General features: G+C 65.9%; 15 protein-coding genes and 1 pseudogene. 11 read left to right on the top strand and 5 right to left on the bottom strand.

The window, feature by feature from the left end; genetic code table 11:
* Positions 1-17: 17 nt before the first annotated feature.
* From B7Z66_03565 to B7Z66_03520, 10 genes are all read left to right on the top strand, one after another.
* Positions 18-1,208 (top strand): acetylornithine deacetylase, encoded by a 1,191-nt coding sequence (locus B7Z66_03565; GenBank protein ID OYV77632.1) that lies wholly within the window; start codon positions 18-20, stop codon positions 1,206-1,208.
* Between the two features lie 79 nt (positions 1,209-1,287).
* Entirely contained in the window at positions 1,288-1,743 is a 456-nt protein-coding gene (locus B7Z66_03560; GenBank protein ID OYV77631.1) for a type II secretion system protein GspG, read from the top strand.
* A 52-nt stretch (positions 1,744-1,795) separates the two neighbouring features.
* Positions 1,796-2,338, top strand: a complete 543-nt coding sequence (locus B7Z66_03555; GenBank protein OYV77489.1) for a type II secretion system protein GspH — start codon at positions 1,796-1,798, stop codon at positions 2,336-2,338.
* Complete coding sequence (locus tag B7Z66_03550; GenBank protein ID OYV77488.1) at positions 2,242-2,760, top strand: type II secretion system protein GspI; 519 nt, start codon at positions 2,242-2,244, stop codon at positions 2,758-2,760. Before B7Z66_03555 ends, B7Z66_03550 begins: the two co-directional genes overlap by 97 nt.
* Positions 2,757-3,386 carry a type II secretion system protein GspJ gene (locus B7Z66_03545; protein ID OYV77487.1) on the top strand — a complete coding sequence of 210 codons (630 nt, stop codon included), beginning with the start codon at positions 2,757-2,759 and terminating at the stop codon, positions 3,384-3,386. Before B7Z66_03550 ends, B7Z66_03545 begins: the two co-directional genes overlap by 4 nt.
* Positions 3,387-3,493: 107 nt before the next feature.
* Positions 3,494-4,465 (top strand): hypothetical protein, encoded by a 972-nt coding sequence (locus B7Z66_03540; protein ID OYV77486.1) that lies wholly within the window; start codon positions 3,494-3,496, stop codon positions 4,463-4,465.
* Positions 4,466-5,704 carry a type II secretion system protein GspL gene (locus B7Z66_03535; protein ID OYV77485.1) on the top strand — a complete coding sequence of 413 codons (1,239 nt, stop codon included), beginning with the start codon at positions 4,466-4,468 and terminating at the stop codon, positions 5,702-5,704.
* Positions 5,701-6,180: a hypothetical protein gene (locus tag B7Z66_03530; protein OYV77484.1), complete on the top strand. Its 480-nt coding sequence runs from the start codon at positions 5,701-5,703 to the stop codon at positions 6,178-6,180. The genes B7Z66_03535 and B7Z66_03530 overlap by 4 nt, the downstream gene beginning before the upstream one ends.
* Positions 6,177-6,959 (top strand): hypothetical protein, encoded by a 783-nt coding sequence (locus B7Z66_03525; GenBank protein OYV77483.1) that lies wholly within the window; start codon positions 6,177-6,179, stop codon positions 6,957-6,959. Before B7Z66_03530 ends, B7Z66_03525 begins: the two co-directional genes overlap by 4 nt.
* Positions 6,960-7,033: 74 nt before the next feature.
* Positions 7,034-7,438 (top strand): zinc/iron-chelating domain-containing protein, encoded by a 405-nt coding sequence (locus B7Z66_03520; protein OYV77482.1) that lies wholly within the window; start codon positions 7,034-7,036, stop codon positions 7,436-7,438.
* Positions 7,439-7,589: 151 nt separating this feature from the next.
* On the opposite strand, the gene B7Z66_03515 is transcribed toward B7Z66_03520, so the two are convergent.
* Positions 7,590-8,255: a haloacid dehalogenase gene (locus tag B7Z66_03515; protein ID OYV77630.1), complete on the bottom strand. Its 666-nt coding sequence runs from the start codon at positions 8,253-8,255 to the stop codon at positions 7,590-7,592.
* 425 nt (positions 8,256-8,680) lie between these two features.
* On the opposite strand from B7Z66_03515, the pseudogene B7Z66_03510 reads away from it, so the two are divergent.
* Positions 8,681-9,393 (top strand): annotated as a pseudogene (locus tag B7Z66_03510) (hypothetical protein).
* A 290-nt stretch (positions 9,394-9,683) separates the two neighbouring features.
* Here the strand turns inward: B7Z66_03510 and B7Z66_03505 are convergent.
* From B7Z66_03505 to B7Z66_03490, 4 genes are all read right to left on the bottom strand, one after another.
* Positions 9,684-9,950 carry a hypothetical protein gene (locus tag B7Z66_03505; GenBank protein ID OYV77481.1) on the bottom strand — a complete coding sequence of 89 codons (267 nt, stop codon included), beginning with the start codon at positions 9,948-9,950 and terminating at the stop codon, positions 9,684-9,686.
* A gap of 62 nt (positions 9,951-10,012) precedes the next feature.
* Positions 10,013-10,981, bottom strand: coding sequence for a general secretion pathway protein (locus B7Z66_03500; protein ID OYV77480.1), 969 nt, complete (start codon positions 10,979-10,981; stop codon positions 10,013-10,015).
* Between the two features lie 2 nt (positions 10,982-10,983).
* Positions 10,984-11,838 carry an exopolysaccharide biosynthesis protein gene (locus tag B7Z66_03495; protein OYV77479.1) on the bottom strand — a complete coding sequence of 285 codons (855 nt, stop codon included), beginning with the start codon at positions 11,836-11,838 and terminating at the stop codon, positions 10,984-10,986.
* Between the two features lie 132 nt (positions 11,839-11,970).
* Positions 11,971-12,379, bottom strand: a 409-nt coding sequence (locus B7Z66_03490) for a hypothetical protein (protein ID OYV77478.1), incomplete at its 5' end; no start/stop codon positions are given.

Here is a 12,379-nt window from a genome sequence, read left to right as displayed (position 1 = left end):
GGCCGCAGAATCTTTCCATGACCACCCGCCTGCCCCCCGTACTGGACTTGCTCCGGACCTTGATCGGGACGCCGTCCGTCAGCAGCGTGAGCCCGGCCTTCGACCAGGGCAACCGCACGGTCATCGATCATCTCGCCGGCTGGTTGGCGGACCTGGGGTTCCAAGTGGAGATCCTGCCCCTGGATCAGCACCCGGGGAAGGCCGACCTGATCGCCACTCTGGGCAGCGGCCCCGGCGGCCTGGTGCTGGCGGGCCATACGGATACGGTGCCGTGCGACCCGGATCGCTGGCGGACCGACCCGTTCCAACTCCACGCGGCGGACGGGCGGCTCTACGGCCTGGGCATCGCCGACATGAAGGGGTTCTTCGCCCTGGCTCTGGACGCCGCCAGCCGATTCCGGGCATCGGACCTCCGGGAACCCCTGATCCTGGTCGCCACCGCCGACGAGGAGAGTTCCATGGCCGGCGCTCAGGCCCTGGTGGATGCCGGGCGTCCACGTGCCCGCTACGCGGTGGTGGGAGAACCCACGGGGTTGCGCCCGGTCCACCTCCACAAGGGCATCCTCATGGAAGGCATCCGGCTCGTGGGTCACTCCGGACACTCCAGCGATCCGTCCCTGGGGGCCAGCGCCCTGGAGGCCATGCACCAAGTGCTGGGAGAACTGTTGACGTGGCGGGCGGAGCTGCAGCGCGCGCACCGCAACCCCCGTTTCCAGATTCCGGTCCCCACCCTCAACCTGGGCTACATCCGCGGCGGGGACAACCCGAATCGCATCTGCGGCGAATGCGAACTGCATATCGACCTGCGCACGCTGCCGGGCATGGACCTGGATGGACTACGCGCGGAACTGCACGACCGCCTGGAGCGGTTGCTGCGCGGCAGCGGCGTGCGGCTGGAACTGCGGCCCCTGTTTCCCGGCACCCCGGCAATGGAGACCCCCGTTGACAGCCCGATCGTCGTCGCCGCCGAGCAGCTCACCGGATATCCGGCGGAAGCGGTGGCCTTCGGCACCGAAGGCCCCTATTTCCAGGAACTGGGCATGCAGCCGGTAATCCTCGGCCCGGGCGATATCCACCAGGCCCACCAGCCGGATGAGTCCCTGGAACTGGCACGACTCCAACCTACCGTGGAACTGTTGGAACGGCTGGTGCGGCGCTTCTGCGTAGGGCCAGTCGGCGCGGCGCGATCACTTGCTGATGGTGGGTAGTGGGATCCACGTCTACCGACGCCGCGGGCGTTGCTGGTAGAATCGTCGCTTGGAAACAGGAGGTCCGGATCCCATCATGATGCACACATCGATTCCGCGCGCACCGTCCCACCTGCGCAGAGGCCCGTTCCAGTCCGGTTTCACCCTCATCGAAATCATGGTGGTGGTGGTCATCCTCGGTATCCTGGCGGCCTTGATCGTGCCGCGCATCATGGACAAGCCCGAGGAGGCGCGGGTCGTCAAGGCCAAGCAGGATATCCGGGCCTTGGAGGGCGCTCTGAATCTCTACAAGCTCGACAACTACGTCTACCCGACCACGGACCAGGGCCTACAGGCGCTGGTCACCAAGCCGACCCAACCCCCGGAACCGCCGCACTGGAAGCAGGGCGGATACATCGAGCGCCTTCCGAAGGACCCCTGGGGGCATCCATATCAGTACCTCAATCCGGGGCAACACGGTGCCATCGATATTTATTCCCTCGGGCCCGACGGCCAGGTCAGCAACGACGATATCGGGAACTGGAACCTGCAATAGCCTGCCTGCGGAACCCACCGCGCCGCACAGCGGCGCAAGGCACCCTGCTCCCATGGCTCGCTGCGCTGCACGCAATCGGGTCACCGGCGCCCGGGGATTCACCCTCCTCGAGTTGCTGGTGGTGCTCGTCATCATCGGCGTCGTGCTGAGCATGGTGACCCTGAGCACCGGCACGCGCAATCGCGACACCGAACTCTCGGAGGATGCGAGCCGATTGGCGGCACTCATGGGGATGGCGAGCGACCAAGCCGTGTTGTCATTCGCCGACTACGGAATCCGATTCTCCCCCCACGGTTACCGGTTCATGATCCTCGACGGGCAGAAGTGGCGACCGGTGACGAACGATGAGCTGCTGCGCCCGCGGCGCCTGGAACCGGACGTGAATCTGCGCCTCGTCACCGAGGGCCAGCCGGTTCCCCTGACGGACCCCGGCGCGGCGGACGAGAAGCCAAACGTTTTTCTGTACTCCAGCGGTGAACGCACGCCGTTCACCCTAACATTCACAGCAACCGGCAGCCCCGACGGCGTCCAGGTGGTGGGCAAATTCAGCGGCAAGGTCAAGGTCATGCAGCCGAAGGCAGGGACCGATTCGTGATCCGCCGGCCCGCGCTGCGGCGCGTCCCGGATCCCGCCCGAGGTTTCACACTGCTGGAGGTGCTTATCGCCCTGGCAATACTGGCGATTGCGTTGGCGGCCGCCATACAGTCGGCGGGAAGTGTCGCGGGCAACGCCGCCTACCTGCGCGACCGCACCCTGGCGGATTGGGTCGCCCGCAACCAGTTCATCGAACAGCGGATCACACGCGCCTGGCCTTCCGTGGGGGATAGCGACGGCACCGTTACGATGGCCGGACGGGAGTGGAAATGGACCATGAAGGTCTCCGGCACGCCGGACCCGGACATGCGGCAGGTGGACCTGAAGGTGAGCGTCAAGGACGACCCCAAGGCCGGGTCGCTCGCCACGCTGGTGGGCTACCTCGGTAAGCCGCAGGTCACTCCCGGGGCCCCGGCACCATGAGCCGCTGGTCCACCATCCGAGACCCGGCAGGCACGGGCTTCACGCTGCTGGAAATGCTCGTGGCCATCGCCGTATTCGCGGTCGTCGCGGCGCTGGCCTACGGCGGACTGCTCTCGGTACTGCATACCCGCCAGGAGACGGACCTGCGGATGCAGCAACTCACCGAGTTGCAGATGGCTTATCTGCAACTGGAGCGGGACCTGCAGCAGGCAGTCCCGCGCACCATTCGCGACGAGTTGGGCAGCACCGTCGCCGCCTTTCTCGGGGGCGCGGGGACCGCGACCCTGTTCGAGGAGACCCGCGGGGGGCGCAGCAACCCCGCGGGACTGCCGCGCAGCAGCCTGGAGCGGGTCGCCTACCGGTTGAAGGGCGATACCCTCATCCGCAGTACCTGGGCGGAACTGGACCGCGCCCCGGGCGCCACGCCCCAGGACGCGGACGTGCTGCACGGAGTCCACACCGCCGAGATCCGGTTCCTCGATGCGCAGCAGGTGTGGCAACCCTCCTGGCCGCCCGCGGGCCTCCTGGCAGCGCCCGGCGCCGCGCCGTTGCCGCGCGCCGTGGAGGTGGTGCTGGATCTCAAACAATGGGGACGGATCCGCTGGCTATTCCTGCTGCCCAACTGAGGGCGTGCGCGATGGAGACTCACCCTTGCGCCATGCACACGGCCCACGTAAGGTGGGGTGCGCGGGCTCGGGCCCGCGGCTCCCGATCCTATCCCCTTGGTACGGCCATGGTCCGACTGCGCGCCCCACACCCCCCGCACCGCAACCGCGGCGTGGCGGTGATCGTCGCCATGCTGGTGGTCGCCCTCGCGACCGCCGCGGTTACCGCCATGGTCTCCCGCCAGCAGATCGAGATCCGCCGCACAGCAAACCTCCTGGAGCAGGACCAAGCTTATCTTTACGGACTGGCTGTAGAAACCTGGGGCGAGGAGATCCTGCGCAAGGATCACGCCAAAAGCGCGGTGGACGATCTGACAGAGAATTGGGCGCAACTGCCACCGCCGATCCCAGTCGAGGGCGGCAGCTTGGCGGGGCGGATCATTGACCTTCAGGGCCGCTTCAATCTCAACAATTTGGTAGTCAACGGTTTGGAGAGCCAACCGGACGCCGCACGTTTCCGCCGCCTGCTGGAACTGCTCGGCCTCGATCCGGACCTGGTCCAGTCAGTGTTGGACTGGATCGACCCGGATATGCAAGCGCGTTTCCCCGGCGGGGCCGAGGATGATTACTACCTCCGGCTCTCGCCCCCGTACCGGGCGGCGAACCAAGCAATGACGAGTCCCACGGAACTGATACTGGTGGCCGGCTACACGCCGAAGATCTATCAAGCCCTGGCCCCTTTTATCACCGCGTTGCCGGGGCATACCCCCATCAACGTCAATACCGCCCCAGCGCTGGTGTTGGCGATGCTGGTACCGGGTCTCAGCGCGGACGACGCCAAGGCCCTGGTCCAGGCCCGCGCGCAGCAGCCCTACAAGACCGTGCAGGATTTCCTGAATCAACCGGCGATACAGGCCCGGCTCCGGCAAAATCCCCAGCTGCAGGCGACCCTCACCCAGGGGATCAGTGTCTCCAGCAATTATTTCCTCATCCACAGCGAAACCCAGGTGGGGCGCGCGCGCGTGTTTCTAAACAGCGTGATCCTGCGCGGCAACCAGGGCAATGAAGAGGTTATAATGCGCACCCGGGGAACCGTGTAGATGCGCGAAACCATATACATCCGTCTGGGCGAGGCCGGCGCACCCGCGGCGTGGCTGCTGTGGGATACTACGGGCCATGTCCGTACTCCGGTGCGGAACGGGACGCTGGAGGAGGCGGCGGGCGACGCGGCGGGCCGGTTCGTCGTGGTACTGGTCCCCGGCGATCAGGTGACCCTGGCCCACGCGAAGGTGCCGACGTCCCAGCGCCAACGCATGATCCGCGCTATCCCCTACGCCCTGGAGGAGCACCTGGCCGAAGACGTGGACCGCCTGCACTTCGCCCTGGGTGGACAGGATCCGGAGCGCGGTGTGGCGGTGGCGGCAGTCTCCCGGGCGGCCATGGACGGATGGCTGGAACAACTCACGGCAGCCGGACTGCACGCCGATGCCCTGATCCCGGATACCCTCTCCCTGCCCCTGAAGCCCGATCGCTGGACTGCGTTCCTGGAGCCGCACCGCTGCGTACTGCGCACCGGGGAACACGCAGGGATGGTCATCGACCCGGACAACCTTGCCCAATTCCTGCAGATCGCGTCCCAGGAGGGCGACCCGCCCCACGGGGTTCATCTATACCACGACCCCGCGACCCCCGTGCCCGCCGGTCTGGACGAGGCGCCGCTGGAGCGGTCCACGGAAGAACACGCGGGGAGCTTGATGGACCTGCTGGCTACCCTAGGACCGATCCCGGAGCCGGCGCGACGCGGCATCAACCTGCTGCAGGGCGCCTACAGCCGGCGCGAACAACTGGGCCGCATCCTGCGCCCGTGGCGCGCCACTGCCGCCCTGCTGGGGGTCTGGTTGCTACTGGGCATGGGACTACAGATCTACGAGTACGCCCACCTGCGCGCACAGTCCCAGACCCTGTCGAAGCAGATCGTGCAGTTCTACCGCCAGACCTTCCCCACCGAACGCCGCGTCGTCAACGCCCGGGTGCAGATGGAGCGCCACCTGCAGGCATTGCAGAAACGGCGCGGCGACGCGGCGGACGGCTTCCTCGCGCTGCTGGGGCAGACCGGAACCGCCCTGCGGGGGACCGCTGGGATCCGGCTCGAGGCGCTGAACTACCAGGGCGGCGGCCTGGATCTGCGCCTGAGCGCCAACGACGTCCAGGGGCTGGATCAACTCAAGCAGCAACTCATGAAGGAAGGCCGGCTCAGCGTGGAGATCCAATCCGCCAGCACCCACGACAATCGGGTGGAGAGTCGGGTCCAGATCCGGAGCAAGGGCAAGGGCTCATGAAGGAGTGGCTCGCAGCACGCACCCCACGCGAGCGCCAGATCCTCATCATCGGCGCCGCGCTCCTCGCCGTATTGCTGTTGTACGGCGTGGTCCTGCGCCCGTTCCACAACCGCCTCGCGACGCTGCGCCACAACGTGGACGAACAGCGCGCGCTGCTGCACTGGATGCACGGGGCCGCCGGGCAGATCCAGGCCCTGCGGGGGAGCGCGGGGAACCGGGTCTCCGGCCAGCCGATCCTGTCCCTGGTAGACCAGACGGCCCGCCAGGAACAACTGGGCAACGCGGTGAAACGCCTGGAACCGGACAGCTCCGGGGGAGTCCGGGTGTGGCTCGAGCAGGCGCCCTTCGATCAGGTGGTGCAGTGGCTGGGCAAACTGGAACGGGACCACGGTCTGCAACTTGAATCCATCACTGTCGAGAGCACCGGGGTTCCGGGCCAAGTGAGTGGGCGGGCGGTCCTGCAGGGGGGCGGATGATCAAACCGAGCCACCTCCTGCTGGGCCTCCTGACCTACCTGGCGATGCTGGTACTGACGATACCGGCGCAACAGGCCTACCGGTGGTTACCCCACGCCGGCGCGGGTCCCGCCCTGTACGGACTGGAGGGCACCGTCTGGAACGGGCGGGCAAACACCGCCATGGTAGGCCTCAGGGACCTGGGCAGCCTGCAATGGCGGGTGAATCCCCTCTGGCTCCCCCTGGGACGGCTGCGGGTGGCGTGGACCCTGGCGGGCGGCGACACCACCGGTCAAGGCGTGCTGCAAGCCGGGTTCGGAGGCCGACTCCAACTGCCGGCCCTGGAACTGAACCTGCCGATGGGCACGCTGCAGGGATGGGTCCCCACCCTCCCAGTGGCGCTCGGGGGAACACTCCAGGCCCGGCTGCACGACGTGGCGCTGCACGATGGCCACCTGCAACAGGTACGCGGCACCCTGGTGTGGGAACAGGCCGCCGTAGAATGGACCCAGCCAGTGGCGCTCGGCGCGCTGGCACTGGAACTCGCACCCGGACCCGGGGACAGCATCCAGGGGACCCTCAAGGACCGGGGTGGCCCGCTGCAGGTACAGGGCACGGTGTCGTTGCTGAACAGCGGGGTGCTGCAATTCGTTGCTACAGTAATGCCTAGAACCAACGCATCCCCCGACCTGGTACGTGCATTGCACATGCTGGGCGCGCCGGATGCAGCCGGGCAATATCACCTCCAGTGGAACGGGCGTGTGCCCATGGCCGGCCGCGGAATCAGCGCGCGCCTCTGAACCCGCAAGCGCCTGCAGGCCTGGAAACTGTTTGTTATAATGCGCCTTCCTTCGCGAGCCATACGGGATACACCATGACCGCACTCACCCGGTGGGCACCGCTGCCGGTGATCACGCCCGAGACCAAATGCGGCCTTTGTACCAGTGCCAAGTGCTGCACCTACATCACCCAGATCATCGAGACTCCGCGCTCCAAATACGATTTCGAGCACCTGCTGTGGCAGATCTCCCACGAGAACGTTCAGGTCTATAAGGACGAGGACGGCTGGACACTGCTGGTCAACAACCGCTGCACGCATCTGCTCCCCGACGGGCGCTGTGGCATCTACGACGAACGCCCGGAGATCTGCCGGGAACACTCCAACGATTATTGCGAGTTCGATGCACCCTCGGAAGACAGTTTCGAGCTGTACTTCGACGGCTACCCCGCCCTGCTCGCCTATTGCAAGAAGCGCTTCAAACGTTGGGGTAAGCGTTAGTTCGAGTGGCGCTTACTTAAACCCCGGCCGTTGAAGCCGGGCCCGACCGTTGAGTTGAATCACGGAACGCACGAAACAGTCGCGCCTTTTTCCGAGGGTTCCGTGACCATTATCCTGCGATACGGTCACATTAAGGTAAGTGCCATTCGGGCTAGCCCGTGTTGGACTCCGACAACAGATCCGCAAACGAATCCACCGCCGGGAACTCGTCGATCTCCCGGGCCGGCTGGCGGCTGTCGGGGCGGCGCACCGCTACCAAGTGGGCCAAACCGCTGCGGCGCGCGGTGCGCAATACCGGCAGGCTGTCGTCCACCAGCAGGGTCCGGCCTGGATCATAGGGCTCGTGGTCCTGGAGACATTGCCAGAACACCGGGTCCTCCTTGGGGCGGCCCAGATCATGCGCGCAGACCATTGCATCGAGATAGTCCTGAAGCCCAGTGCGGCGCAGCTTGAGCGCGAGGCTCTTGCCATGCGCATTGGTCACCAGCACCAGCCGCTTTCCCCGGGCCCGCAGCGCCTCCAGCACCGCAGCGACGCCGGGCTGCATCGCGATGAGATGCTGGACCTCCGCCTTCAACGCGGCGATGTCGAGGCCGAGCTCTCCGCTCCAGTAATCGATGCAATACCAAGCCATGGTTCCCTCCACGCTCCGGAAGCGCGCGAACAAGGCCTCTTTGGCTTGCTCCACGGATAGGCCGTGGCGCTGCGCGTAGCGCAGGGGCACGTGCTCGCGCCAGAAGTGGTTGTCGAAATGCAGATCCAGCAGTGTCCCATCCATATCGAGGAACACGCTGTGGATCGCGCGCCAGTCCACCATCATCATCCCGCCGTCCGATTGATGCCCCATTATCCCGCCCGGTGACGAGACCCGCCAGTGGCGGACGCGGCACGCGGGCAGCGCGAATGGCGCGGCCTTACACTCCAGCCGTTCAAGCCCACTCAAACCGTGCCGTGTTCAACCACCGAAGCACGGCAACCCATCCCATTACGGAACCGTCGCGGCGTTGTCCGTGGGCGCGCTGGGTTCCGTGGCGATTTTTTACGCTACGGGCCTATGTATGTAAGGGTCAATCGGGTTAACGCACGACCCACTCATGCCGGGCCGCCGCTCAGCCCTGGATCTCGCCGGACTCACCCGTTACACTGCCCGCCTGCGGGGTGGTCCGTGGATCCGCCCGGCCCGCGCCTGCGGTCCGTTCGCGGCCCGCCCCAGGGCGCGCCCACCTGGGGAACCCGACACCCATGACCGATCCTGACGACTGCCCCATCGCCGACCCCTGCGCGCTCCTGGAGCCGGTGTGCGCCCTCGCCCGCGCGGCCGGAACCCGGATCCTGGAGGTCTACGCTACCGATTTCGGCGTGGACCACAAGGATGACCGCTCGCCCCTGACCGCGGCGGACCTGGCATCCCATCACACCATCATCGACGGACTGCGGCGCCTGACCCCGGACGTCCCCGCCTTGTCGGAGGAATCCGCGCGCATCCCCTACGCCGAGCGCGCTTCGTGGCGGTGCTACTGGCTCATCGACCCCTTGGATGGGACCCGCGAATTCGTAAAACGCAACGGTGAATTCACCGTCAACATCGCGCTGATACGGGATCACACCCCGGTGCTGGGCGTCGTGCATGTCCCGGTGAGCGGCACGAGCTACTACGCGTGCGCGGGCCGCGGGGCCTTCAAGGAAGACCTCATCGACGGGACCCGGCAGTTGCGGGCACGCAGCGTGCCCACGGACCGGATCACCGTGGCGGGCAGCCGTTCACACCGGGGGGCATCACTGGATGCGCTGCTGGCACGGCTCGGCGAGCACGAACTGATCGGGATGGGCAGCTCCCTCAGGTCACCGACACCGCGCTGCAGCCGCTACGCTACAACACCAAGGAGTCCCTGTTGAACCCCCATTTTCTGGTATTCGGGGACCCGAATCATCCGTGGCACCAATACCTGGTGTAGTGTCGTCGCACGTCTGGACGCCCATTCAGCGCGCCACGGCCTAGCCTGATGCACGGCGCGCCCCCGCACCGGGACAGGAAGGGGGCGCCCCCTTTCAAGCGGGCGCAGCGCCGCCGAACGCAGGGCCGTGACCCGCACGTAGCGGGTTCTCCCCAAGCGTCCGTGCGGTGCTGCGGCGCGTGTGCAGGGCGTCGCTGGCCCCGTACAGGACCAGGACCACCAGGACCCGCGGCCACGACAACCGAGCGCGGCCGTGGGCAACCATACACCCGTCCTGGACACCGCACAGGTCAGCGGTGGCGCTGCCCCGCGCCCACGGACAGCGGGGTAAGCTTGAGTGCGATCTTCCTGCCCAGGTCGGCACCCGCATCCGCTGCCAGGGAACCGCTGCTGTCATTGAACAGCACCGGGACACCGGACGCCTCCACCAGATCGATCAGCGCCGCCATCTTCTCGCCGGACGCCTCATCCAGATCGAACAACACGAAGTCCGCCCGATTCAGGCCGGCACCGCGGATCGCTTCCGCGTTCAAGGCGACCGCACCGAGGACCCCCATACCGCACTGTTCCAACAATGCGGTGAAATGGCCGCACCGTGCCGGGGAGTCCGACGCGATTACTACGAGTAATTTTTTTTTTCATGAATTCCCGGACCGGCGGCGTCCACGGGGGCGTCCGGATGCCCAACCCCCGCATCCGCGCCAGCGGTCTCGTGCGCCGCGTCCGCCGCCGGCACTTGCCGGCCGGTGGGCGCGGCGCCACCGCCCGCTCCACTCGGGAACAGGCCGCCCTTACGCTTGTCCCGGGCCACGTCGCGCACCAGTGCCGCGTTGATCCGGGGCGCCTGTTCCGCATAACCATAAACCATAGCGGTGTCGCAGAGCAGATTGACGAGCCGTGGCACACCGCGGCTGGCCTCGTGAACCACTGCGCACGCTTCGTCCTCGAACAGGTCCGGGTCACCCCCCGCGGTTGCCAAACGATGCCGGATGTACTCCCGGGTTTCGTGGGCTTCCAAGGGTTCCAGATCGTAGTCCACCGCGATGCGTTGGGCGAATTGTTCCAGATCGGCCCGGCGCAGGGTATCCCGCAGGCCGGGCTGGCCCACCAGGATCACTTGCAGGACCTGATCCTTATCGGCGTTGACGTTGGAAAGCATGCGCAGCTCTTCCAAGGTCTCCGGCGCCATGTTCTGCGCCTCGTCGACGATCAGCACCGTGCGCCGGCTCTTGGCGTATTCCCGGATCATGAAATCCACAAATGCCCGGTAACGACCAACCTTGTCCAGGCCCTGGTCTTCGATGTTGAACGCCAGCATGATCCACTGCAGGAGGTCCCCGAAGGAACGATGGGTATTGGAGATCAGCCCGACGGTCGTATCGCGGCCGATATTGTTCAAAAGATGCCGGATCAGGGTGGTCTTGCCGGTACCGATCCCGCCGCTGATCACGGTGAAGCCGGCCTGGTTCATCAGGCCATATTCCAGCAGCACCAGGGCCATGCGATGCTTGGGGCTGAGAAACAAAAACCCCGGGTCGGGCAGGAGGGAAAAGGGCTTCTCCCGCAGACCGTAGAAGGATTCGTACATGATCAGGTGCTGCCGGCGAACAGGCGGCGCAACCAACTCTTGTGGGGGGCGTCTTCCTCGTCCATGGCACGCTGCGCCTTGTTCAGGACGGTACCGATCAACTGGGTATCCTTGAGCAGGGCGGCGGCGCGGTCCAGTTCCTCGTCCTGCGTAGCGCCCTCCTCCACCACCAAGAGCGCCGCATCCACGTAGGGCGCGAAGGCCAGGGCATCGGCGGCGCTCAGCAGGGGCGCCAGATCGAAGATCACGATCCGGCTGGGGTAACGGGTCTTGAACTCCTCAACCAGCTGGGTCATTTTCGGGGAATTCAGCATTTCCGCCGAATTGATCAGCGGTTTACCTCCCGGCAGGATCACGAACCGTCCGATGTCCGCGGGATGCAGCAGGATCTGCTCGATCGGTACCGCACCGGTGAGATAGTCGCTCAACCCATATTCCGGCTCCAGCCCGAACAGCTTGTGCACGCTCGGATGACGCAGATTTGCGTCTACCAGCAGCACGGTGTAATTGACCTCCATCGCCAGGCTGATGGCCAAGTTGACCGCCGTGAGCGTCTTGCCCTCCTGGGCCCCGGGACTGGTCACTGCCAGGGAATTCCAGCCATTCTGACCCAACCGCTGCAGCACCTGGGTGCGCAGGATCTTATAGGCATCGATATAGCCGTCCGCCAAGCCGCCCGGCTCCAGCCCGGCAACCACGCGGTTCTCCCGCAGCAGTGCCCGCGCAATCTCCACGGTACGGGTCTGACTGTAGACGATCTGACCGGGAGGCGTGGCCGTGGGGCGGCCCGCCACGAGGCCACCGCCCGCCAAACGCTCCTGGCGTGCCTTCTCGAGGGCTTCCTTTATCCGTTCCATAGTCCGTTTCCAAGGCTCATGGTAGTGGGCATTCCGACTCCCTGCGGAGCCGATTCTCGCACGGTTAGCGCGCACCGCCCGGCATGGCTTGACTGGTTCCCGCGCCGGGCTGACGCAGCGGGCAGCCGCCGGTCAGTTGCTGAGATAGTTGTTCAACTTATCCATAATTTTGAACCAAAGCACATCCAGGGGCATCCAGAAGAACTGTATCAGGAGCAGCGCCGCGACCACGGCGCATACACCCAGCACGATCGTCGTCATCCGGAACCGGCGCCGCCGTGTATGATCCACCGCGTTCTCAAAATACGGGATCGCCGCCAGTGGCGGCATCTCGAGGACCGCCGCAATGCCCTTGATCCCCCGCACGGAATGATCCATGGATTCCGCCGCGGCCGCCAAGCCGAATCCCCCACCGAGGGAGAGAATGAAACCAAGGATGAGGATCGCCAGCCGGTTGGGCTTGATCGGCTTCTGTGGATACTCCGGAGGATCGATCAATACGAAACGCTCCCCCTTCTGATCCTTTTCGAGCTGCTGGGCA

The sequence above is a fragment of the Chromatiales bacterium 21-64-14 genome, from assembly GCA_002255365.1.
Lineage (GTDB): Bacteria > Pseudomonadota > Gammaproteobacteria > 21-64-14 > 21-64-14 > 21-64-14.
This window is presented reverse-complemented; position numbering and strand designations above follow the sequence as displayed.

Excerpts from the sequence above, each read along its gene's own strand:
- B7Z66_03545 (OYV77487.1), top strand. The coding sequence starts at position 2,757 with ATGAGCCGCTGGTCCACCATCCGAGACCCGGCAGGCACGGGCTTCACG.
- B7Z66_03530 (OYV77484.1), top strand. The coding sequence starts at position 5,701 with ATGAAGGAGTGGCTCGCAGCACGCACCCCACGCGAGCGCCAGATCCTC.
- B7Z66_03515 (OYV77630.1), bottom strand. The coding sequence starts at position 8,255 with ATGGTGGACTGGCGCGCGATCCACAGCGTGTTCCTCGATATGGATGGG.
- B7Z66_03560 (OYV77631.1), top strand. The coding sequence starts at position 1,288 with ATGCACACATCGATTCCGCGCGCACCGTCCCACCTGCGCAGAGGCCCG.
- B7Z66_03500 (OYV77480.1), bottom strand. The coding sequence starts at position 10,981 with ATGTACGAATCCTTCTACGGTCTGCGGGAGAAGCCCTTTTCCCTCCTG.
- B7Z66_03495 (OYV77479.1), bottom strand. The coding sequence starts at position 11,838 with ATGGAACGGATAAAGGAAGCCCTCGAGAAGGCACGCCAGGAGCGTTTG.
- B7Z66_03565 (OYV77632.1), top strand. The coding sequence starts at position 18 with ATGACCACCCGCCTGCCCCCCGTACTGGACTTGCTCCGGACCTTGATC.
- B7Z66_03540 (OYV77486.1), top strand. The coding sequence starts at position 3,494 with ATGGTCCGACTGCGCGCCCCACACCCCCCGCACCGCAACCGCGGCGTG.
- B7Z66_03535 (OYV77485.1), top strand. The coding sequence starts at position 4,466 with ATGCGCGAAACCATATACATCCGTCTGGGCGAGGCCGGCGCACCCGCG.
- B7Z66_03520 (OYV77482.1), top strand. The coding sequence starts at position 7,034 with ATGACCGCACTCACCCGGTGGGCACCGCTGCCGGTGATCACGCCCGAG.
- B7Z66_03555 (OYV77489.1), top strand. The coding sequence starts at position 1,796 with ATGGCTCGCTGCGCTGCACGCAATCGGGTCACCGGCGCCCGGGGATTC.
- B7Z66_03505 (OYV77481.1), bottom strand. The coding sequence starts at position 9,950 with ATGGGGGTCCTCGGTGCGGTCGCCTTGAACGCGGAAGCGATCCGCGGT.
- B7Z66_03525 (OYV77483.1), top strand. The coding sequence starts at position 6,177 with ATGATCAAACCGAGCCACCTCCTGCTGGGCCTCCTGACCTACCTGGCG.